We start from the raw sequence: 22,669 nt of genomic DNA on the forward strand, positions 1-22,669 counted from the left end.
AATTTTGAATTTGTTAAGCCCTGTCAACAATGTTGATGGGGCTTTTTCTTTTTATAAAATCATCAAAATTCCTTATATTTAAGTAACTCCAATTTTTTTAAAATGATTTCAAAGAAAGTAAATTCTGCAAGTGAAGCCTTACGAGATTTAGAGAGTAATATGACTCTTTTGGTAGGTGGTTTTGGCCTTTGTGGTATTCCCGAAAATTGTATAGATGAAATGGTTCGCTTGGATGTAAAAAAGCTTACCTGTGTTTCTAATAATGCTGGAGTAGATGATTTTGGTTTGGGGCTATTGCTTCAAAATAAACAAATAAAAAAAATGGTGTCTTCTTATGTTGGTGAAAATGCAGAGTTTGAGAGGCAAATGTTAAATGGAGATTTAGAGGTGGAATTGATTCCGCAAGGAACTTTAGCCGAAAGATGTCGTTCTGCTAAATTTGGAATTCCGGCTTTTTTTACGCCTGCAGGTGTAGGAACAGAGGTAGCAGAAGGAAAAGAAATTAGAGTATTTAACGGGAAAAAGTATTTGTTAGAATATGCTGCAGAGGCAGATTTTGCCATTATAAAAGCTTGGAAAGGTGATGAAGCTGGGAATATAGTCTTTAAAGGAACTGCTCGTAATTTCAATCAGGCAATGTGTGGAGCAGCTAGAATAAATGTAGTAGAAGTAGAAGAATTAGTTCCTGTTGGGGCTTTAGATCCTAATGAAATTCATGTGCCAGGAGTATTTGTACAGCGAATATTTAAAGGAGAGCAATATGAAAAGAGAATAGAAAAATTAACCTTATCGGAATAGTATGTTAACCAAAGAACAAATAGCACAGCGTATCTCTAAAGAGTTACAAGACGGGTTTTATGTAAACCTAGGAATTGGGATTCCTACTTTGGTAGCAAACTATGTTCCTACGGATATAAATGTTGAATTCCAAAGTGAAAATGGAGTTTTGGGAATGGGACCTTTTCCAACAAAAGAAAATGTGGATGCGGATTTAATTAATGCAGGGAAACAAACCATAACAACATTGCCAGGAGCTTCTTTTTTTGATTCAGCGTTGAGTTTTGGGATGATACGAGGACAACATATAGACTTAACCGTATTAGGAGCTATGGAGGTCTCTCAGAATGGAGATATTGCCAACTGGAAAATTCCTGGTAAAATGGTAAAAGGAATGGGTGGGGCTATGGATTTGGTGGCTAGTGCCGAGAACATTATTGTGGCAATGATGCATACCAATAAAAAAGGAGATTCTAAGTTGTTAAAGCAATGTAGTTTGCCGTTAACAGGGGTGAATTGCGTTACCAAAATAGTAACCAATTTGGCTATGTTAACTGTGGAGAACAATCAATTTGTATTACACGAAACCGCTCCTGGTGTAAGTGTAGATTATATTAAGAGTGTTACGGCCGGAGATTTGGTAGTGGCTAAATCTTGTAAACAAATGGAGTTTTAGAGGGTTTTGTTTCTGTATTCTCTAGGTGTCATTTGAGTATATTTTTTAAACTGTCTGTGGAAAAAAGATAGATTTTCGTACCCACATTTAGCACCAATCTCAAATAGTTTATCATCCGTTTCTTGTAGTAATATACAGGCTTTTCTAACTCTAAATTCATTTAGGTAGTTTGTAAACGATTTTTTGAATTGTTTTTTAAAGTATTTACAAAATGCACCTTCTGTCATAAATGTAATATCAGTCATGTCCTTTATACAAATCTTCTCAGAATAACTAGCATCTATATGGTCTAAAATTGCTTTGATTCGAGTGTCTGTTTTTTTAGAATACTGACTTGCATTTTCTTTTACAGAGAGTAAGAATTTGCTTTTGCAATTTGCTAGTTCGTTTAAAATATCTAACAGTTCTATAAATTTTTTCCCGGCTTCTAGTTCAGCCATTTTTTTAATTCTTTCGCCCATTCTAAGATTAAAACTAGGGTTGGTAAACTTAATACCAACCTCTGATTGATGAATGAGTTGTTGTATGTTTTGTAAGTCAAGATTACTATCCAAAAGATTTTTAAAAACAGACTCATTCCACTGTATACAACTAGAAATAGCACCGTTTTTATAATCGGTGTCGTTTTTCCAACAGTGGGGAACGTTTTTACCTATCAATACCAAATCTCCTTTGGTAAAATTATCTATATGATTTCCTACGTGACGTATGCCACTACTTTTTAAAATATAGGTCAATTCTAAATCTTCGTGATAATGCCAAGGTGTAGTAAAAGATTCATTCTGATAAATATAGGCATATATAGAGCCTTTTAGCTCATGCGGTATATGTTCTAGGTGTGGTTTCATCTTTTAAGCGTATTTCCATTTTAAAAATAAACAAAATAGTACATGTTTTTGGCTAATTAACATTTAATGTTGACTTCTTCTCATTTATATATTTGATAAAAAGATATTTTAGTATGAAAATATTGTGTAGCGGTTTAAATGTGGTTGATTTATTGGTGAAATCTCCATCTAAAATCAAAATAGGACATAAGAATGAGTCTGAGCAAATTGTAGTACAAGGAGGTGCTCCTGCAGGGAATGCTGCATGTGGTTTGGCTTCTTTAGGTCATGAGGTTTACCTGTTAGGGTATTTAGGAGACAATCCTATGAGTTTGGTTGCTAAAAGCGAGTTGGTAAAGCGTGGAGTAAGAGAAGATTTCCTTTTTTCGAAAACAGAAGCTTCACCAGCTATTGCTATTGTTCAAATTGATGAAAAGGGAGAAAGAACGGTGTTGTATTCTATGGATAGTTATATACCATTTAGTCCTGCGGATGTTGATGAAGAACAGTTAAAGGAATTTGATTTGTTTTTAGTGGATGGATACGATACGGAAATCAATCTGCACTTATTAAAAGTAGCCCAGAAATACGGGATAAAAACGGTGTTAGATATGGAAAGTGCGGACGAAGCATTAATGAAAGAAATGTTGGCTTTAAGTACCGATCCTATTTTACCATTAGAAGCTGCACAAAACCTAACTGGAAAAGAAAATGCAGAAGACTGCTTGTTGGCTGGTATCCAATTAACAAAAGGACAGTTGATAATTACAGATGGAGTAAATGGTTCTTATGCATTGGTAAATGATGATTTAGTTCATCAAGCTGCATATAAGGTGAAGGTAGTAGATACTACAGGTTGTGGAGATGCTTTTCATGCAGCCTATGCTTCTGCTTTGTTAGAAGGTTTATCGGTAAAAGATAGAATGCAGTATGCTAGTTTTTTTGCATCTAAGGTAGCAGAGCATTTTGGGGGTAGATCTTATTTTCCCAGTAAGGAATATATGGAAGCGAATTGTGATTTATCAGTGACACATTAAAAAAATATAGATATGGAAGTAGTAAACAATGTATCGGTAGAAAACGGAATTGTAAGTCACTTATTCGAAAAAGTGATTGCACCAGCAAAGCCTGCTTATGTAGCAAAAATAGCATTGGTGGGAATAGGGTTAGAAGAACATTTTGATTGGGAATCTATTTTAGAAAACTATGAAACGTCTAAAGGAATTTTAAGTACAGTTTTACCAAAAGAAAGATTCCAATTAATTACCTCGGAAAAGCCTTTGCAAACCAAAGAAGAAATTTATAGTTGGTTGCAAAGTATGCATGCAGAAAATATAGATGGATTAATTATTTACCAAGCATCTTTTATTGCAGGAGATGTAGCTGCTACCATTGCCCGTTGGTTAAATCAGAATGTGATTCCTGTATTAAGCTGGTCTCATGATGAAGTTACGGGAGGTAGATTGTCTAACAACCGTTTGTGTGGGCAGAACTTTTTACTGAATGTTTTTAATTCTTGTGGGGTAAAATATTCTTGGTTGTTTGAGTCCCCAGAGGATCCGGATTTTAAGGAGAATATTCTAAAGTTTGTAAAATCGGTCTATGTTAAGGGTTCTATTAACCAAAGAGCGGTGGGAATGATTGGTGGTTTCCGTGTTCCTGGTTTTTACGATTGTGAACTGAACGAACTCGCCTTGCTAAACCGTTATGGAATTAAGGTAGACCGTATCGATTTTCAGACGGTTTGGCAACATGGGGCTAAATTCTCAGATGCAATTATTCAAGAAATTAAAGTAGAATTGTTAAATCATACTTTGTGTAAATACAATAACGTGTTGGATGAACAGATTGATAAGTCAATACGTTTGTCTTTGGCAATTGCAGATTATGCTAGGGTACACGATTATTTAGGGATTGGTCTAAAAAACTGGCCGGAACTATTCGATCATTATGGAATTGCAGGAGATGGGGCAGGAGCCTTGGTACAAGATATAGGAATTCCAGTTGCAGATGAGTCTGATATGGGAGCTCTGTTAACGATGATTGTTATGAATCAGTTAAGTTTTGAAGAAGCAATTCCAACCTTGGTGGATTTATCACTCATCAACAAAAATAACAACCGTATTGGTTTTTGGCATTGTGGTGGAGCACCTACCAAATTGATTAATGAGCGTACGGGTTATGAGGTAAGAAATCATAGTATTCTAGAAAACTATAGTATAGAAAGTAGTATGGGAATGTTATTGGAATTTTTACAGAAAGAAGGACCTATAACGGTGGCTAAATATCAATATCCAGATGCAGGAAAAGCATTGGTGTGGGAGGGAGTTATAGAAACTTCGGAAATGGCATTTAGAGGAAGTTATGCAGAAGTAGTACCTAAAAAACACGAAGTAGGTTCCATTTTAAATGCAGTGTTGAACAATGGTTTAGACCATCACTGGATTTTAGGAAGAGGTTTCTTACAAAAGGATTTAGATGAACTAAACCACTGGTTAGGAGTTAAAAATGTAAAAATAGAATCAGACAAAAATCAACTATATGGACACAGTAATTAAAGAAGAAAAAAAGGTGATTTACAATCAATCTTACGACAGTTTGCAGGAGTTGTTTGTAGATTATAGAGCTACACAACGTTGTTTGCCAGCATTCAACGTAAACGATACCTACGATTTAAAAGCAGTAGTAGAAGCTGCTGAGGAATTGGACACACATGTAATGGTAATGACCTATCCGCCAGTAGCAGAGCTGAATACTCCAGAGGTTTTTAGATCGGTAGTAGATGGGTTTAAAAAATTAGCCAAAAATAATATCTTCTTGCATTTAGACCACAGTACCTCGGTAGCACTATGTAAAAGAGCCATAGATGCAGGTTACGATTCTGTCATGTTCGATGGTTCTCAATTGCCGTTGGAAGAAAATATTCGTCAAACCAAAGAAGTAGTGGAGTATGCCCATACTCGTGGAGTAGTGGTAGAAGCTGAGATAGGGAAAATTATGGGTAGAGGCGTAGAGGTAAAATCTGAGAATGACTTTTTAGCCGATGTGGGTGAAGTAACCCAGTTATTTAAAGCTACAGGAGTAGATTTAATGGCTGTTGGTATTGGTACCGCACATGGTTTTACACCAGAAGAACCAAAAATACACTTTGATAGATTGCAAGAAATTGCTGCTGCGATTCCTGCTCCGTTGGTATTACACGGAGGTACTGGAATTCCAGATGCGGATATTCAGAAATCTATTACCATGGGGATGAGTAAGATTAACATTGGAACAATAGTGCATACAACCTATATGCAAAATGCTTTTGAAGAAATTAAAAAAGCGGGTGCAGGAGCGTATCCTCCATTTGTAATGAAAGAAGTGTTGCCAAAAATTAAAGCAGTAGTAAAAGACCGATTGAAAGCGGTGAATAGTAATTAGTTGTTAGATAGTTGTATAGTGATTTGGGTTGAGCTATACGTTTAGTTGTTGAAAACAGCAATTCTTGTTAAAAGGATTGCTGTTTTTATTTATAGTACTTAAAAGAATTAATTAAGTCTCTTTTTATAATTTCAATGGTGTCTTTGTCCTTGTGCATAAAGACATAATTACTGTTTGCGGTAATTACATTATAGTCTTTATACTTTGTGTTTAATTCTTTTGAACTAAATACAACTATGTATTTATTATCTCCTAATTTAGTTTTGTGGAAATCACTTATTGAGTTTGATATTATAATGGCAAAAAATATCTTAGAGAACAATAAAATTGATAAACTACTAGCTTTCCCTTCAATATATGGGAATAAGAACTTTCGTACAAGAAAACTAAATAATAAAAATATAGGAACAAATGAAAAGCTATAAAGGATGTCTGAGCTATAATAAGAACAAATAGTGTAAAAGACAATTAATGTAAAAAACATCCTAAAGCCTTTTTGTTCTTCTTTTTTTTGATTTTTAGTGTTTTTAAAATGACCAATGTTTTTGTTTATATCCACCAGTAGGTATAAGAAGCTGGCCAAAGAAATTAGTCCCGCAATGATAGCAATTCCAATTTGTTTAGCTGAAACGATTATATAGTCAGATACATTAAAGTAATTAGATATATCAATTCTATAAAGACCAAATAAAATTTGATTATATATATATCCTCCACAAAATATAAGAGTAGATAGTAGAGTAAGATACGATAAGGTTTTTTGAATAGTTATATTGAATTTTAAAGTAGATCTTTCAATTATTATGTCTAGATCAGGCTTGATAAATTCTTTTAGAATTTTTTTTATTTTTTTAACTGATTGGGTATCTATATTTTCAATTAAAACTTTTTTAGGAGACAACTTTATGTTGGAAGTTTCTTTATTAAGAGTTGATTTTAATTTGGAGTCTATCTTAATGTATAGATCTAAAAGCTGGAGTATCTTTTCATCCTTTTCACATTTTGAAATTAGTTCTTTGAGTTTTTTTTCTTTTTTTTCTAAAGATTTAATATCTAATAAAAAATAAGTGATAAAGGAAACGTCATTATCATTTTCAGTGTTATGCCCAAAAGTTTTGTATTTGGCTATCCTTCTAACTCTTATAGAGATAAGAAATACTATAAAGTCTTTTAGTTCTATAGTTTTTTTAAAATTCCTTACCGTTAGATGAAGTCTTGTTTGATATAATATTTTTAGGAGTTTCTTAATCAATTTTTAAGTTTTTAATTTCTAAAATATGAAAAAGAATCTTAAAAAAGTATAAGGTTTACACAATCTTCTTAATCACTCTCAGTTTATGAGAATGTTTACGTGTATCTACGTTGTAAATTCCAGAATGGTCAATTCTATCAATACGAACTTTTCCGTGGGCATGAATAATATGATGATCTGCCATCATAATTCCAACATGAGTAATAATTCCTTCTTCGTTATCAAAAAAAGCCAAATCACCAGGTTCACTTTCTTCTATAAAGCTCAATACCTCGCCTTGCGTAGCTTGGTCTTTGGCATCTCTTTGCAAAGAATAACCGTTTAGCTTGTAAACCAATTGAGTCAACCCAGAACAATCTATTCCTAAAGGAGATTTTCCACCCCATAAGTAAGGAGTGTTTAAAAACTGCAAAGCAGTAGCTACTAAATTCTCTTTGGCTTGTTTTCCAGAGATCACATCACCGTCTATAGAAAAAGTTTCTTCGCCAATTATAAATGTATCGTTTTGATATGTTGGTAAATGAGAACCAATTAATACGTGTGTTAGTAACTGTTGGTTGTTTTCTGCAAAGTTTATTAAATCGTTAGAAAGAACCAAGGGTTTTTTATCTAAGCTTAAAAAATCATCTTTTGTAAGTAAGAGGTATTGCTTGTTGTCTATCCAACCTTCGTAATTATCAAAAGCCAATCTAATTTTACTCCATTTTTTACGGATTTCTAATACTTTAAAATGCTCACCCAACAATATCTGAGAAACCATTTCGGAAGCATCCGATGGTTCTAATCTTAAAGGAACAACACTTAAGTTGCAAATACCGTAATCCATGAAAATTAACTAGGCTCTGTTTTTAATAATCATTGCGGTAGCACCACCACCGCCATTGCAAATTGCAGCAAGACCATAAGTTGCTTGCTGTTGTTTTAAAATATGTACCAAAGAAACAACAATTCTTGCACCTGAGCAACCCAGCGGATGTCCAATTGCTACTGCACCTCCATTTAAGTTAATTTTTTCTAATGGGATGTTTAGCAATTTAGCATTGGCAATTCCTACCACAGAAAAGGCTTCGTTGAACTCAAAACAGTCAATATCACGAGTCTTTAAACCTGCTTTTTTTAGAACAGCCTCTGTTGCTTTGGCTGGAGCTGTGGTAAAATGTTCGGGTGCTGTATTGGCATCTTCATAAGCAATAATTTCGGCTAAGGGTTTAAGGTTTAGTTCTTGTGCTTTTTCTTCGGACATAATAAGTAGAGCGGCAGCACCGTCGTTTAAGGTAGACGCATTGGCAGCAGTTACGGTTCCGTCTTTGCTAAAAGCGGGTCTTAATTGGGGGAATTTTTCAGGACGAAAATTTAAAAACTCTTCGTCTTTGTCTATAGAGATTTCGTTTCCTTTTCGGTCTTTATATATAACAGGAGAAATTTCATCGTTAAATCTTCCGTCTTCTTGTGCTTTTCTAGACTTTTTATAAGAAGCTATGGCAAAAGCATCTTGCTCTTCTCTAGAAATGTTGTGAGTTGTTGCACATAAATCACCACAAACGCCCATGTGTTGTTGGTCGTACACGTTGGTTAACCCATCTAGCAACAGTCCGTCTTGTAGAGTCTGATTTCCAAACTTAATTCCATTTCTTTGATGAATATAGTGAGGTACCAAAGACATGTTTTCCATTCCACCAGCCAATACAATCTCTCTGTCTTCTGCTTTAATTGCCTGTGCGGCCATACTAATTGCTTTCATTCCCGATGCACATACTTTATTAATGGTAGTGCATGGAATTTCATCGTGTAAACCCGAAAATTTAGCAGCTTGTTTTGCGGGTGCCTGCCCGATGCCTGCTTGTAGTACATTTCCTAAATATACTTCTTGAATTTGTGTAGGGTTAAGGTTGCTTTTTTTTAGAACTCCTTTAATAGCATTGGCAGCCAATTTGGGTGCAGAAATATGTGATAAACTCCCCAGAAATGATCCAATAGGGGTTCTCTGAGCGGCAACAATTACGATTTTTTTACTCATAGCTGAATCGGATTAGTAGACTTTAATTTACAAAAATTAATTGTTTATTTTTGGGTTACATCAAAATCATTGAATGAAAAATATCATCAACCGTATCTATCAAAATCAATCTGTTATTTTTAAGGTTTTTCTCTTTGTAACAGTGGTGTTTTCTATAGTTTACTTTTTTCCAAAAGGGGGGAAATTTAAGTATGAATTTCAGAAAGGAAAGCCGTGGCAGTACGAAACTTACCAAGCCCCGTTTGATTTTGCAATTCAGAAAAGCCCAGAAGAAATTCAAAAAGCAAAAGAGGAGTTGGAGATGAATTCCAACGTATATTTTGAGAATAGGGAAGTGGTGGTGTCTGAAGTACAAAAAAAGTTCTCTGAATATTACGATGAAACAGTAAAAAATAAAGGATTTAACTTAAGAATTGAATCCCCTATTTATAAAAAGACAGCTCAAGATTTAATAAAATACATTTACAAACGTGGTTTTGTTGATACAAGTGAAAAGGATATTTTTTCTGTTGATAAAGTAATTTTTTTAAGGAGAGGGCAAGAGGTAACAGAAGTTGAGTATGGAACTTTTGTAACTCCTAATGAAATTCTTCCGCTGATTAATAGAACGCTACGAGATCAGATGGATTATGAGTATAAAAGTATTATTACCAATATCCTGACAGATGTTTTAGTGCCTAATATTTTTTACGATGCAAAGTATACTCAAAAAGACTTAAAAGAGGCTTTAGAATCAATCTCTTACACCAAAGGAAAGGTTACTGCAAAAGAATTGATTATTGCTAGGGGAGATATTGTAGAAGGTAAAAAACTAGAAGTCTTAAATTCTTTAAAGGGAGAGTATGCTTCTCAAATATGGACCAAGAAAAACTATTTATGGATTCTTTCGGGTTATATTATTTTGGTATCCTTGGCAATGGGGATATTAATGTTGTTCTTATATAAGGATAGAAAGCATGTTTTTGAAAACAATACGCATGTTACCTTTATCTTCTTAAATGTTTTATCGATGGTGTTTTTAGAAACATTTATTATAAAGCAGATGTCGGAATACTTATATGTAGTACCAGTTTGTATTTTACCCATTGTTTTAAAAACCTTTTTTGATTCTAGGTTGGCAATGTTTGCGTATTCTGTAATGGTAATAATGCTTGGTTTTGTAGTTCCTAACAGTTTTGAGTATATCTATTTACAGATTATTGCTGGTTTTGTTACTATTTTAACTGTCTCTGATATTCATAAAAGAGGAAACTTATTTATTGCTGTTATTAAGATAACCTTGGTGTATATGTTAACGTATTTAGCATTCTTTATCATTCATGAAGGAGGAATCAATCAAATTAAGATTAGCTATTTTGGTTTGTTTGCGTTAAATGGGGTATTGTCTTTCTTGTCTGTATTCTTAATTTGGCTGTACGAGAAGTTGTTTGGGTTGGTTTCTGATATTACTTTATTAGAGTTGTCTAGTACAAATAGCGAATTGTTAAAAGAGTTAAGTGAGAAAGCACCAGGGACTTTTCAGCACTCTATGCAGGTAGCTAATTTGGCAGAAGCAGCAGCAAATGAGATTGGAGCGAATGTTATGTTAACCAAAACAGGTGCTTTGTATCATGATATAGGTAAGATGTTAGACCCTTTCTATTTTACAGAAAACCAAGCCACCAATATGAATCCGCACAATGAATTGCCACCTAAAGAAAGTGCAGACATTATTATAGGACATGTAATTAACGGAATAGAATTGGCGAAGAAACATAGATTGCCAGATAGAATTATTGATTTTATTAGAACGCATCATGGAACTAGTTTGGTGTATTATTTTTATAAGAAAGAAATAGATGCCAATCCTGATGTTGAGGTGAGTATTGAGGATTTTCAATATCCTGGACCCGTTCCGTTTTCTAAGGAAACAAGTATTTTAATGATGTGTGATGCAGCCGAAGCAGCCTCTAAAAGTTTATCAAAACCGAACTCTGTTGCTATAGATAATTTAGTAGATAAGATTATTGAGAAGCAAAAGGCCGATGGGCAGTTTTTAAACGCAAACATCACATTACGAGAGATTGAGAGTGTAAAGAAGGTGATTCAGAAAAAACTAAAAAACATATATCAGCTAAGAATTGAATATCCTGAATAAAAAAACTAAAAAAAACTTTGTGAGAACTTAAGGAAACTTATATATTTGCACTCGCTAAACAAAGTACGATAGTGCTTTTGGAGAGGTGGCAGAGTGGTAATGCAGCAGCCTGCTAAGCTGTCATCGTTTTTCGATGCGCGGGTTCGAGTCCCGCTCTCTCCGCCAGAAAATTTTGATGACAATTCGGGGTGTAGCGTAGCCCGGTCATCGCGCCTCGTTTGGGACGAGGAGGTCGCAGGTTCGAATCCTGCCACCCCGACACAATTAGGTCGCGTAGCTCAGCTGGATAGAGCATCTGCCTTCTAAGCAGACGGTCACAGGTTCGAATCCTGTCGCGATCACATAAAGCCTAGCAATTTGCTAGGCTTTTTTGTTTTTAATAATTACTTCAGTTTTAATTGCGGTTTGATCCTTTTTGTTGACTCTTTCTTAGTTTTGGAATGTTAAATGATATACGCTATTTATAATTTTTCAGAAAAAAATATAAAAACTGCGGATTCACACAGGTAGGATTTTTTTGTTACACGATGTCTATGCGCTATCTTTGATAAAAAAAGAGTAAGAAAAAGAAAAGAAAAATTGTAATTGAAAAAGAAGAAAAAAAATACGGAGGCTTTGCTTCCGTATTTTTTTTGTGATAAGTTTTTAGACAAAAGATGCTGTTATTGGTTTAATAATTTTAATGCGGCTTTTGAAAAGAATTTCACTCCATATTCTATACAGTTTTCATTTACTACCATTTTAGGGTGATGTAGGTAAAAGCATTCCTCTTTTTCTGTATCCTTAGCACCAATAAAATAGAACATAGCTGGAACTTCGTTAGAATAGAAAGCAAAATCTTCGGATGCTAATAAAGGGTCTACTTTAGATAAACCGTTATTAAAAACATCTTCCCCAACTTCTTTGATTAGATGATGAACGGAAAGATTGTTTTTTACACTTGGATAATAGGTGTCGATTAAGAATTCTATTTGAACGCCATATGCGATTTCTATTCCTTTAATAATAGCTTTTACCTTGTTTAAAATGGTGTTGTACTCATTCGTTTCAAGAGCTCTAATAGTTCCTGTAATATTTACTTTGTCGGCTATTATATTAGGTGCGGTTCCTCCTTCTATCATGGTTATGGATAGAACTCCAGCTTTAGAGGGGCTTATATTACGAGAAATAATAGTGTTTAGGTTCTGAATTAAAGCAGAGGAAGCTAAAATACTATCCACGGCTAAATGTGGTGCTGCTCCTGCATGTCCAGATTTTCCAATTACTGTTAGTTTAAAGTTTCCAACATGCGCTAATGCATTTCCTTCTGCGTAGGTTAGTTTTCCAACTTCTAATAAAGGATCTACATGGAGTGCTAATGCATAGTCTACATTTTTTAAAACTCCCGACTCTACGATTCTTTGTCCTCCAGACTTGTTCTCTAAGTCTCCATTGGTGCCTTCTTCCGAGGGTTGGAATATGAATTTAATGGTTCCGTTAAAGTTTTTTTTACTCAGTTCAATTGCGGCACCTAAAAGCATTGTGGAGTGTACATCGTGTCCGCAAGCATGCATTACTCCTTTGTTGTTTGAAGAAAATTCTAAACCTGTTTGTTCTTCAATAGGTAATGCATCCATATCGGCTCTTAAAGCAATACACTTACCTTTACCTTTACTTATTTCTGCAACAATTCCGGTTTTAGCTTGATTTGCTTGGTAGCTTATTCCGTATTTATCTAGTTCTTTACAGATAAGTTTAGCTGTATTGTGTTCTTGATATCCTAGTTCTGGGTATTTGTGTAATTCTCTTCTAAATTCGATTAACTCTTTAATGTATTCCATGTTGGTGAATTCTGATACTTGTTATCTGATAAGCATTTTTTGCTACATGAGTTTTGTACAGTAAAAATAACTTAAAAAAGAACTTTTATGCTCGTTTAAAGCCAATGAAAACAAAAGCCTTTTGAATTGATCAAAAGGCCTTGGTTGTATTTATTTGTTTTTAAACTTTTTTGGAAACTTAGTAATTGGTTTAATTTGAATGTTCTTATAATAAGTTTCTGCTGCTTCTGATTGAATTTGAATTTTACCTCTAGTCACTGGAATTTCTTTTCCATTTATTACTTGTCGGGCATTTTTAACTCTATTTACTACATGTCCATTTACTATATGTATACTTTCATTTCCTAAACAGTAGATTTCAATAGTATTCCACTCACCATTAGGTTTTTCATGTAGTTCGGATTTTGCGACTCTACCCGTAGGTTTAGGTGTTGCTTTAGGGTCGTAAATTCTTAATTCTTTACCATTTTCTTGCGCTACTGTTCTGTATGGAACATCCCCTTTCATATTCGCTAGAGGAAAAAAGTCTCCACAGTCTCCTTCTTGTACCTGAAACTCTAAACAAGACATCCAGGTATCCCAAAAAGCTCCATGAGGTCCTTTTGCATGGTAAATAATACCGTTGTCTCTTTTTGTGTTTAATCTAGGTGCCCATTTTTTTTCTCCCCATTTAAACTGAGCTGAAAAATGATAGTCCTGAAATTCATTCTTGCTGGTTAATCCACCATAGATTTCACCAGTAATCTTTAATAGTAGTTCACCGTTTTCTTCAATAACAGAGTAAACTCCTTTTGGGTCGTTGTGTAAACCTAATGGAATTCCTCCTTTCATTACATTGTCAAATTTTGGAGCATCTAAGTCTTTAACGGTAGTGTGTGGAACTCCCATCCAAATATCCCATTTAGATAATTTTTTGTCTAGCATTGTAATTCCTTTTGCAGGAATTTCTTTATGAATATTTCCTAAAGTCCATTGGATTCCTTTTTCTAAGTGAGTTAAAAAATCAGCATCACCATATATTTTTTCAGTATGTCCCATTCCTGTATAAAAGATACGTCCTCCTTCGTAGGTGTGGTACCACGCAATTGGGTGTTCTGTCCCCATTTGTTTACCAGTATAGCTGTTTTCATCTAAATACAATAAGATGTTTGCATGCTTTACAACTGGTTTTTTAAAGTTGTACCATTCGTCAAACTTTTCAAAACTATCTTCTAAATGATCTGTTGCTGGGTGGTTGCAGGTCTTACTTTTTAAAACTTTTGCTTTTTGTTGTTTGGGATGCGATTTAAATTGAGCCCCTATCATTTGTTCGTAAAACTCCCACTGGTATTCGGTGTCGGTAGCAGAATGAATTCCAGTAAAACCACCACCATTGTTGATATACTTTTTAAACGCTTTCTCTTGGGAAGTGTTTAAAATATCACCTGTAGTGTTTAAAAAAACAATGGTCTGATATTTTTTTAATTCATTGTTGTTAAACACGCTTGCATCTTCAGTAAACGCTACATTCCAGTCATTTTTTTCTGCCATTTTTTTAATGGCTTCAATTCCAGTAGGTATTGATTTATGTCTAAACCCGGCTGTTTTGCTAAAAACTAAAATGTCTCTATGGATTGTAGGAGCAGTTGTACTTGCTTTTTTAGGTTGTGTTGAGCATCCTATTAGTAAGCTTGTTAAGCATGCTGCAATAAGAATTTTTACAGATTGTAATTTCATAGGTTCTTATTTTAGTTTAGAGATTAAAATAGCATCTGCTTTTCCTTGCCAAGGGCTGTAATACTGACCTGCATCTGGACCCTTACAAGGAGCAAATTCACCAGTTAAGGTGTTAAACCACTCAAAACTTCTCTTTTTAATTTCTTTCTTAAAAATCCAAGAACGCATACTGTGGCATTCTTTAGGAACATATAATAGTACTGTTTTTAAGTCTTTAGTAGATAGGTTGTAAGAGCCTGCATTTCTATGTGGCATAGGCGTTAATTTGGTGAAATCTACTTTTTGAAATAGTTTGTTCATGTGTTTAAAATATTCAAACTTTGGTTTGTATACTCCTTTGGGTTGCTGGTAAGGGTTGTAGATTAATGCGTTCCAAGATGTTCCTTGCCAGTAATATGTGGTGTAAACTCCAGCAAATAAACACATGTAGTTTCTTCTTAAACAAGCTTCTGCATTATCGTAATTTCCAGTAAATACTACATAAGGAGATTTCTCGTATCCACCATGTTCTATGTTAAAAACAGGTTTGTTTTTAAATTGCTGATGCGCATCTAGCATTTTATTGTAAATGTTATGCGACCAATCCTGACTAGAGATAAAATCTACAGTTTCCGGATTTTTTTTACAAAAACCAAAATCGTGTACGGTAAGCAACCTTTTGTAGCTGTCTAATTTTCTAACTCTCTCTATTCTTTCTTTAATATAATTAGCATCTGCTCTTCCATAATACAGGGCTTCTTTAGAAATATCCCATAACATATTAGGAAAGGCTTGATATCTTTTTACAACATAATCAAAATACATATTGTCTGCATCAGAGTACATGTCGGGCCAAGCAACTAGTTTGTTCCATACGTAAATCATTAAATGAGAAACAATTTGCTTGTCGTTCATAGTGCTAATTGTTCTGTCGAATTTTTTGAAAAAATCAACATTTAAAGAAGAGAAATCGGGTTTCTCATTGTTTCCCAAGAATGGAAAAATATCTTTTGGAGCTCCAAATTCATGGTCGGGGTGTTGTGCTAGTTTTTTGTCTTTTTTCCATCTAACATCGTATGAAAAAACATTCATAACTACTTGATTGAACCCGTTCTCTTGAATTAAATTTAGGAGGTGTTCTGTTTTAGGAATTTGTGTTTCGTTATGATAGTCTAGACCGTATAGCCAGTCACATTCAAAAGCAAGTAGAAAATAGGGGCTGCCATCTTCGTAACTAAATTTTTTTGAGTCTTTTTCAATCACAATACTACCATGTTTGTTTGCTTTTGGCTTTCCAACATTAATAGTTCCTTTTTTGTTTTTTAATTTTTTGTCTTTTCCGTAAGTTACAAACTTCCATTTTCCTTGTATAGCGTTAGAGAATCGGATTACCCATTCGTTGTTTCCGTTATAGAAACCAGGAACTTTTTGGGTACTACCATTCTCATGTGTAAATGTGGCTCCAAAATCTGTAACAAAAGGATTTTTGATTTTCGTTTTCGCTTTAATAGCAACATCTATTACTTCCCATTTAGGAATGTTGTAGGTTTTGTTGTTTTTGTGTTTTACGAAAGTAATTTGTGCTTGAGAAAATTGCAATGCGAAAAACATTACAAGAATTAAATAGGAATGCTTAGTTTTCATTTTAAACTATGGTTTTTCGTAAAGTTATTTATTTTAATGAAAAAATCCCTGTTATTATTTTGAATAATAACAGGGATTTTAAAAATATTTGAGAATGTTTTATAAACTAGTTGTTTTTAGTGTCGATATTGTTTTTACTGATGTATTCGCTAGGAGTCATGTTAAATTGCTTTTTAAAACATTTGGCAAAGTAAGAAGGACTGTTAAATCCTGTCATATACATAATCTCTTTTACAGATAGATCACTTGTTTCGAGTAGTTGTACAGCTCTTTTTAAACGAATACTTCTAATAAATTCACTAGAAGAAAGCCCTGTAATTTCTTTTAATTTAAGGTATAAATTACTTCTACTTACGTTCATTTCTTTCACTAGCATTTCTACACTAAATTCTGTGTTCATCATGTTCTTTTCTACAATTTCCATTGCATCTTGTAAGAACAATTCATCTGCTGAGGTTACTGTTACCTCTTCAGGTTTTAATATAATTTCCTGGTTAAAACGCTTTCTTAAGTGTGTACGTTTACTAATTATATTCTTAATTTTTAACTGTAAAGCTTCTAGGTTAAATGGTTTGGTAATATAATCATCTGCACCACTCTCTAGCCCTTTTTGTTCATTCTCTTTAGATGTTTTAGCAGTAAGTAAAATAAAAGGGATATGGCTTGTTTCGGAAGTCTCTTTACATTTTTTACAGAATTCTACTCCGTTCATTTCGGGCATTACATAATCACTAATAATCATGTTTGGAATTTCCTTTTGAGCTATCTCAAGCCCTTGAGCTCCATTTTCTGCTTCTAGAATATTGTATTCATTTTGTAATGATTGTTTAATAAATAATCGAATATCAGCATTGTCATCAACGACTAATATAATAGGAAGTTCAGGTCTGTTTTGACTTATTAACTCTTTGTCTTCCTCTTCGTCTTTTACAGAAACTTCATGTGTTGAAGATACGTATGAAGAGTTAGTATTTACATTGTCTTCCTCTTTACCAAATTCAATATTAGCTTTGTCTATATAGGCCTGCTTTTCTTGTGGTAGATTTACGGCAAAAGTAGTTCCTCCGTGTTCGTTGTCTACAACGGCAATGCTACCTTGGTGTAAGTCTATTAAGCTTTTGGTGTAGCTTAGTCCTATTCCGGTTCCTGTTGGGTTTGCTAATTCTTTAGCAGAATTGCTGTAAAAACGATTAAAGATACGTTGTTTTTTAGCTTCAGAAATTCCAGAACCAGAATCTTTTACTTCTATTACAACTCGGTTGTATACAGCTCCTTTTGTAAGTCGATCGGAATGGAACGTTTTTTTAACGTATACATACACATCTACAATTCCTCCCTCGGGACAGAATTTAAAAGCATTAGAAAGAAGATTGTTCATTACTTTTTCCAAAGCATCAGGGCTAAAGTAGCTATAAATGTCTTCCTTTTCTGCTCTAATAGAGTAGTTAATTTTTTTCTTCTCGCTTATAAACTTAAAAGGTTCGGCCACGTCTTTTACAAACTTGGCTACATTCTTTTCGTAGATTGTTAAGTTTAATTTACCACGGTCTAATTTCTGAAAATCTAGTAACTGTTTTACCAAACGAAGTAAATAGTCCGTGTTTTTTTCCATTAGCGTATATTGATGCTTAACAGTATTAAATTCTAAGGATTCTCCTTTGGATTTAAGATATTCTAGAGGTCCCTTTATAAGTGTTAGTGGGGTTCTAAACTCGTGAGAGATGTTGGTAAAGAACTCCATTTTCATTTGTTGAAGTTCTAAGTACTTGTCTTGTTCAACTTTTTGAAGTTCTCTATCGTGTTTTCTTTGGGTTCTTCTTAACATTACAGCCCATATAGATATTAAGAAACCAATGGTAAAGATGACGTATGCAATATAAGCCCAGATGGTTTTCCAAAAAGGAGGTGTTATTTCAACAATAATTTTTTTAGTGTCATTATTCCAAACACCGTCTCCATTAGACGATTTTACATTAAACACATAAGACCCAGGAGCTAGGTTGGTGTATGTTGCTAGTCGTATTTCAGACTGTGTGTAGTTCCATCCTTTTTCAAAACCAGTAAGTTTGTAAGCGTATTGGTTTTTCTTAGGAGAGGAGTATTCTAGACCAGCAAATTCAAAAGTTAAACTATTTTGATTGTGTTTTAATTCGATTCTTTTTGTTTGGTTTGCTGTTTTGTTAAGGATGATGTTATCCTCTATTTTTTCTCCTGGTTTTAATTCGTTGTTGAATAGAGAGATTTTAGAAATTGTAGTTTGCGGAGGGTACGGATTGTCTTTTATTTGGTGTGGATAAAATGCGTTAAAACCATTTATTCCTCCAAAAATCATTTCGCCATCTCTTCTTTTAAAACAAGCTAGTTCTTGGAATTCATTGCTCTGAAGACCATCGTGCTTGTTGTAGTTTTTAAAAGTTTCGTTTTCTGGATTGAACTTACAAAGACCGTTGTTGGTAGAAACCCATAAATTACCTTCCTCATCTTCTAAGATACCCTTAATAACGTTGTTAGGAAGACCTTCTTTTTCAGAATAAGATTTAAACTGGGCATTTTTTTCAGAAGTAGGAGTTGTTAGTTTGTTTAAACCACCTCCAAAAGTACCAATCCATAAGGTTCCTTTTTTACTTTCGTAAATAGACAAGATATAATCTAAACTTAAACTATTCTCTAGGTTTTCATGATGTCTATAGGTAATAAACGAAGGATTTTCTTTGTCAATCTCCTCGTAAGGTAGTTTACTTAAACCACTACCTGTGGCAAACCAAAAGTTTTTGTTAGAGTCTTGGTAAATATTTCTTATAATAGAACCTCCTATAGACTTTGGGTCTTTAGGATTGTTGGTGTAGTGTTTGACTAATTCAAATTTGTTGTTAGCGTTTATTTTAAACACATATACTCCTTTACCGTAACTAGCTGCCCATATAAAGTTTCTATGATCTATTAAAATTTTAAAAATGCTGCTTTTAAAAGTTATAGAAGCTGTTTTTCGTTTGATATTAGAGCTGTTGGGGTTTGTTATGTCTATGTAAGACAATGAATTCCCACCTTCTTTTCCTACAAGTAAGAGTTTTTTATTGTTTACATGTATTTCATTAATACAGAAAGTTTTAGTGATAGGTGCTATTTGTTTAAAAGAAGCGTATTTCTCTCCGTCCTTTAAAGCCATGTTTAGTTCTCCACCTTCGGTACCAATCCAGAGTGTGTTGTTGCTATCTTCAAAAACAGATCTAATTTTATTGTAGCTTAAACTCTTAGGATTAGAGGTTTGTCTAATATGAGTAAAGGGTTTTCTTTTTGGGTCGAACTTATTGATACCACCACCATTGGTTCCCACCCATATAATTCCAGTTTTATCTTTGTATAGAGACGTAATTATATTTTTAGTGATACTCTTATTGTCCTGTGGATTATGAGTAAAGATGTTGATGAGTTGGGGCTTGTAAAAGTTATCTTTAAAATAGGCCAGACCTTTGTTTGTTCCTATCCATATTTTGTTGTTATTGTCTACTACAATAGAGGTGATTCCTCCGTGAGTAAAAAATCGGACAAAACGTTTTTTTATTTTAGGGATAATGTTTTCAATAAATACACCTCTTGATGATGCGATTATAAGTCTACCGCTTTGCCCTTCTGCTATTTGTTTAATTTGACCTACAGGAATTCCAAAATCTTGATTGGCTATTTTAAGAAAGTACCCATTTCTGTTTTTTATGGCGGTGTATATGTATTTGTTTGTACCAATTATAATATCTCCCTTTTTGGTTTCATGAATACAAGTAACTCTTTTGTTATTCAATTTCCCAGGTAGTTCAATACGATTAAAGCTTAAACTATCGGTTCCTTTAGATAAGTCTACTAGATTTAATCCAGAGTTGGTACCTATCCATAATTTGTTATTTCGGTCGTTTAATAGGGCCGAAATGTAATTGTTTGATAAGCTATTTTTCTGATTTGGTATGTGTTTATACGTGGTTACTTTTTCTAAAGAGGTGTCTATAAAGTTTAAACCACTACCAGTAGTTCCTACCCATAAGTTGCTTTTTTGATCTCCTGTTATTCTAAAAACCAAGTTGCTGCTTAAGCTGTTTTTGTTTTTATTGGGTTTGTAATGTTTAAAATGATACCCGTCATATTTGTTCAGTCCATCGTGTGTTCCAAACCACATAAAACCATCTTCAGTTTGGTATATATGGTTAATATCACTCTGAGATAATCCATCATCTACAGTTAAGTGGTTGAATGAAATATTTTCTTGAGCATAAAAATTTAGTGCAGTAAAAAAAAATACGGTTTTTAAAAGATATTTTAGAAGTATGGTTTTTCGCATAAAAAATAGCATGTATAGCTTAGAGTATTTTAAAACACTGTTTAGATTTAAATAAACGTAAAAAGTTTAAAACAAAAACTAGAAAAGTGTTTCTTATAAAATACTTAGGTTTGGTTTTTTGTAATTACAAAAATATATATAAAGTATTAGTTTGTGTTTAATTCGATATTAAAAACTAACTTTTTTTGAAAAAAACAAAAATAAAAGCCTCTTGTTGTGCGAAACACAAACAAGAGGCTTTTAAAATGAGCTCATAAAATAACTTAACTATATCTGATCAATGTATTCAATTAAGTTAGTGTCTTTATCCAGCCCCAGTTTTTTTCTAAGTCTATATCTAAAAGTATGTACACTTTCGTTAGAAACTCCCATTAAAGAAGACATTTCTTTACTTGTTAGTTTTAATTTAATTAGAGCACATAATTTTCTTTCTGCTTGACTTAAATCTGGATGTGTTTCATCTAGTTTGGTGTAAAAACTTTTGTTGATTTTGGTAAAACGCGCTTCGAATTCGTTCCAGTGATTGGAGTTGTTGCTCTTTTCTCTTTTTACCATTCGTTTTATTTCTGTTAAGTCTATTTTGTCATCTTTTACAGAGATTTTACGATTTAATTTTTTGATGAATTCCTCTTTCTCTATCAATCTTAATGCAGAAGAAGTTAACTCTTTGTTTTTTAGTTCTAAAAAATCCTTTTGTTTTTGAATTTCTATTTCTTTATTTCTACTAATTTCTTGTTTTTCTCTTTTGTGTTTAATCTTAATTCCTTTGATGATAACAAAACTGATAACGATAACTAGAATAGCAAAAGCAATAATAATGATGAAATTTAATTGACTAATTTTTTCTTTCTGAACTGTTTCTACAACTTTTTGTTTGTGAATAACTTCTTTTTGCTTTTCTATAGTTGTTCTATATTCTTCACTAATATTAAAAATCTTTTGATTGTTAAAGTTTTTAATATTAAAGGTTTTATCATCATATTCTTTAGCTTGCTTTAAATAAGAATAAGCTTTTTTGTATTGTTTTTGTTGTAGGTATAGGTCTGCAAGCGATTTTAAAGACTTTACTTTGTGGTCCTTGTGAACTTTGTATGTATCACTTACTTCTATAGATTTTAGAAAAGCATTTTCAGCTTTTTTAAACTTCTTTTGTTTCAAATAGACTTCACCAGCAATGTTGTTGATAATCGCAAAGTAGGTTCTGTTATTTTCTTGTGAGTATTTATAGATAGAATCTAGTTTTCTATTTGCTAAAAAGAACTTGTTTTCTCTACCTAAATGGTAGGCTCTTTCTGTTTCTATAAAATAATTGATATGATTTTTGAAGTGTCTGTTGTGAAGTGTCTGGCAGCTATCTAAGTATTTTTTTGCATCGTCATACCTTTTGTCTCTTCTACAAAAATTTGCCAAAGAAAAGTAATTACTAATTAAGTAACCATAGGCTACTTTTTTCTCGTTGTATATTTTCTTACCTATGGCTAAAGACTTTTTTAAATGTATAGAGGCATCTCTATTCCTAGAGTAATAACTATATAGCTCTCCTAGGTGCTGATTAACTTTTGCTGTAGCTAAGTCGTTAGGGATGTTTTTTGCTAACATTAAAGCATTCCAGTAGCCAATATAAGCAGAGGTGTAATCTAAATTATTTCTATAGATAAATGAAATAGCAGTGTAGTTTCGAATCATCCCTATAGTATCATTTTTTACTTGACAATTTTTTAGAGATTGAAAATAAAAAGTCAGAGCTTCGTCTGGTGCGGTGTATTTTAATTGATCTCCTTTCTTGTGCAGGCTATCTTTTTTCCAGTGTACCTGAGCTGAAGTATTAACTGTAAATAAGAAAGAGATTAAAAGTAGAAGTTTAAATATTTTCATAAGTTAAAGTTAGCTTAGTTAAGGGAAAACAAATATCTGTTAAAAAAACATTTAATAGACACGATTTTTCCTAGATAGTATCTTGATTTATATTTAATCCCCTTTTTAAGTATGGAAATCGAATAGACAATTGGTGGTTCTACTTAATTAGGAGAATTTTTAGGTTCTATTAGTTAGTTGTGTTTGGTATTACAGTGGT

At 33.2% G+C, this 22,669-nt stretch carries 15 protein-coding genes and 3 tRNA genes; 9 read left to right on the forward strand and 9 right to left on the reverse strand.

What is annotated here, in order from left to right; translation table 11 throughout:
• The first annotated feature begins 102 nt into the window (after positions 1–102).
• Both ACXHHC_RS12820 and ACXHHC_RS12825 read left to right on the forward strand, forming a co-directional pair.
• A complete protein-coding gene (locus ACXHHC_RS12820) occupies positions 103–798 on the forward strand; it encodes a CoA transferase subunit A (RefSeq protein ID WP_458226772.1) in 696 nt (231 codons plus the stop codon).
• Between the two features lies 1 nt (position 799).
• Positions 800–1,453 carry a CoA transferase subunit B gene (locus ACXHHC_RS12825; protein WP_458226773.1) on the forward strand — a complete coding sequence of 218 codons (654 nt, stop codon included), beginning with the start codon at positions 800–802 and terminating at the stop codon, positions 1,451–1,453.
• Here the strand turns inward: ACXHHC_RS12825 and ACXHHC_RS12830 are convergent.
• The gene (locus ACXHHC_RS12830) at positions 1,450–2,301 is read right to left on the reverse strand and encodes an AraC family transcriptional regulator (protein WP_458226774.1); all 852 of its coding nucleotides are present in this window, start codon (positions 2,299–2,301) and stop codon (positions 1,450–1,452) included. The genes ACXHHC_RS12825 and ACXHHC_RS12830 overlap by 4 nt on opposite strands.
• A 113-nt stretch (positions 2,302–2,414) precedes the next feature.
• On the opposite strand from ACXHHC_RS12830, the gene ACXHHC_RS12835 reads away from it, so the two are divergent.
• Genes ACXHHC_RS12835 through ACXHHC_RS12845 form a run of 3 tightly spaced genes read left to right on the forward strand, consistent with a single transcriptional unit; the run spans position 2,415 to position 5,703 of the window.
• On the forward strand, positions 2,415–3,317 hold the full coding sequence (locus ACXHHC_RS12835; protein WP_458226775.1) for a carbohydrate kinase family protein: 903 nt from the start codon (positions 2,415–2,417) through the stop codon (positions 3,315–3,317).
• Between the two features lie 12 nt (positions 3,318–3,329).
• Positions 3,330–4,838 carry an L-fucose/L-arabinose isomerase family protein gene (locus ACXHHC_RS12840; RefSeq protein WP_458226776.1) on the forward strand — a complete coding sequence of 503 codons (1,509 nt, stop codon included), beginning with the start codon at positions 3,330–3,332 and terminating at the stop codon, positions 4,836–4,838.
• Positions 4,822–5,703, forward strand: coding sequence for a class II fructose-bisphosphate aldolase (locus ACXHHC_RS12845; protein WP_458226777.1), 882 nt, complete (start codon positions 4,822–4,824; stop codon positions 5,701–5,703). The genes ACXHHC_RS12840 and ACXHHC_RS12845 overlap by 17 nt, the downstream gene beginning before the upstream one ends.
• Positions 5,704–5,788: 85 nt before the next feature.
• Here ACXHHC_RS12845 and ACXHHC_RS12850 read toward each other — a convergent pair whose 3' ends face one another.
• From ACXHHC_RS12850 to ACXHHC_RS12860, 3 genes are read right to left on the reverse strand one after another with little or no spacing between them, the layout of a single operon-like run.
• On the reverse strand, positions 5,789–6,955 hold the full coding sequence (locus ACXHHC_RS12850; RefSeq protein ID WP_458226778.1) for a hypothetical protein: 1,167 nt from the start codon (positions 6,953–6,955) through the stop codon (positions 5,789–5,791).
• A gap of 55 nt (positions 6,956–7,010) precedes the next feature.
• Complete coding sequence (locus ACXHHC_RS12855) at positions 7,011–7,781, reverse strand: C40 family peptidase (protein WP_458226779.1); 771 nt, start codon at positions 7,779–7,781, stop codon at positions 7,011–7,013.
• Between the two features lie 9 nt (positions 7,782–7,790).
• Positions 7,791–8,972, reverse strand: a complete 1,182-nt coding sequence (locus tag ACXHHC_RS12860; protein WP_458226780.1) for a thiolase family protein — start codon at positions 8,970–8,972, stop codon at positions 7,791–7,793.
• A gap of 73 nt (positions 8,973–9,045) precedes the next feature.
• Between ACXHHC_RS12860 and ACXHHC_RS12865 the strand changes: the two genes are divergently transcribed.
• The 4 genes from ACXHHC_RS12865 (at position 9,046) to ACXHHC_RS12880 (ending at position 11,450) form a co-directional block, all read left to right on the forward strand.
• A complete protein-coding gene (locus ACXHHC_RS12865) occupies positions 9,046–11,109 on the forward strand; it encodes an HD family phosphohydrolase (RefSeq protein WP_458226781.1) in 2,064 nt (687 codons plus the stop codon).
• Positions 11,110–11,188: 79 nt separating this feature from the next.
• Positions 11,189–11,274: transfer RNA gene (locus tag ACXHHC_RS12870), tRNA-Ser, on the forward strand.
• 19 nt (positions 11,275–11,293) lie between these two features.
• Positions 11,294–11,368: transfer RNA gene (locus ACXHHC_RS12875), tRNA-Pro, on the forward strand.
• A gap of 8 nt (positions 11,369–11,376) precedes the next feature.
• Positions 11,377–11,450: transfer RNA gene (locus ACXHHC_RS12880), tRNA-Arg, on the forward strand.
• A 321-nt stretch (positions 11,451–11,771) separates the two neighbouring features.
• Here ACXHHC_RS12880 and ACXHHC_RS12885 read toward each other — a convergent pair.
• The 5 genes from ACXHHC_RS12885 to ACXHHC_RS12905 form a co-directional block, all read right to left on the reverse strand.
• Positions 11,772–12,929: a M20 metallopeptidase family protein gene (locus ACXHHC_RS12885; protein WP_458226782.1), complete on the reverse strand. Its 1,158-nt coding sequence runs from the start codon at positions 12,927–12,929 to the stop codon at positions 11,772–11,774.
• A gap of 150 nt (positions 12,930–13,079) precedes the next feature.
• Positions 13,080–14,645, reverse strand: coding sequence for a ThuA domain-containing protein (locus ACXHHC_RS12890; RefSeq protein WP_458226783.1), 1,566 nt, complete (start codon positions 14,643–14,645; stop codon positions 13,080–13,082).
• Positions 14,646–14,651: 6 nt separating this feature from the next.
• Positions 14,652–16,268 carry an apiosidase-like domain-containing protein gene (locus tag ACXHHC_RS12895; protein ID WP_458226784.1) on the reverse strand — a complete coding sequence of 539 codons (1,617 nt, stop codon included), beginning with the start codon at positions 16,266–16,268 and terminating at the stop codon, positions 14,652–14,654.
• Between the two features lie 106 nt (positions 16,269–16,374).
• The gene (locus ACXHHC_RS12900) at positions 16,375–20,595 is read right to left on the reverse strand and encodes a two-component regulator propeller domain-containing protein (protein WP_458226785.1); all 4,221 of its coding nucleotides are present in this window, start codon (positions 20,593–20,595) and stop codon (positions 16,375–16,377) included.
• 267 nt (positions 20,596–20,862) lie between these two features.
• On the reverse strand, positions 20,863–22,470 hold the full coding sequence (locus ACXHHC_RS12905) for a tetratricopeptide repeat protein (RefSeq protein WP_458226786.1): 1,608 nt from the start codon (positions 22,468–22,470) through the stop codon (positions 20,863–20,865).
• Positions 22,471–22,669: the final 199 nt, after the last annotated feature.

This window comes from Wenyingzhuangia sp. IMCC45574, assembly GCF_054182685.1.

Bases quoted from the DNA above. Each gene is read 5' to 3' on its own strand.
- ACXHHC_RS12885 (WP_458226782.1), bottom strand. From the start codon at position 12,929: ATGGAATACATTAAAGAGTTAATCGAATTTAGAAGAGAATTACACAAA.
- ACXHHC_RS12825 (WP_458226773.1), top strand. From the start codon at position 800: ATGTTAACCAAAGAACAAATAGCACAGCGTATCTCTAAAGAGTTACAA.
- ACXHHC_RS12840 (WP_458226776.1), top strand. From the start codon at position 3,330: ATGGAAGTAGTAAACAATGTATCGGTAGAAAACGGAATTGTAAGTCAC.
- ACXHHC_RS12845 (WP_458226777.1), top strand. From the start codon at position 4,822: ATGGACACAGTAATTAAAGAAGAAAAAAAGGTGATTTACAATCAATCT.
- ACXHHC_RS12830 (WP_458226774.1), bottom strand. From the start codon at position 2,301: ATGAAACCACACCTAGAACATATACCGCATGAGCTAAAAGGCTCTATA.
- ACXHHC_RS12865 (WP_458226781.1), top strand. From the start codon at position 9,046: ATGAAAAATATCATCAACCGTATCTATCAAAATCAATCTGTTATTTTT.
- ACXHHC_RS12835 (WP_458226775.1), top strand. From the start codon at position 2,415: ATGAAAATATTGTGTAGCGGTTTAAATGTGGTTGATTTATTGGTGAAA.
- ACXHHC_RS12905 (WP_458226786.1), bottom strand. From the start codon at position 22,470: ATGAAAATATTTAAACTTCTACTTTTAATCTCTTTCTTATTTACAGTT.
- ACXHHC_RS12895 (WP_458226784.1), bottom strand. From the start codon at position 16,268: ATGAAAACTAAGCATTCCTATTTAATTCTTGTAATGTTTTTCGCATTG.
- ACXHHC_RS12860 (WP_458226780.1), bottom strand. From the start codon at position 8,972: ATGAGTAAAAAAATCGTAATTGTTGCCGCTCAGAGAACCCCTATTGGA.
- ACXHHC_RS12820 (WP_458226772.1), top strand. From the start codon at position 103: ATGATTTCAAAGAAAGTAAATTCTGCAAGTGAAGCCTTACGAGATTTA.
- ACXHHC_RS12855 (WP_458226779.1), bottom strand. From the start codon at position 7,781: ATGGATTACGGTATTTGCAACTTAAGTGTTGTTCCTTTAAGATTAGAA.
- ACXHHC_RS12890 (WP_458226783.1), bottom strand. From the start codon at position 14,645: ATGAAATTACAATCTGTAAAAATTCTTATTGCAGCATGCTTAACAAGC.
- ACXHHC_RS12900 (WP_458226785.1), bottom strand. From the start codon at position 20,595: ATGCGAAAAACCATACTTCTAAAATATCTTTTAAAAACCGTATTTTTT.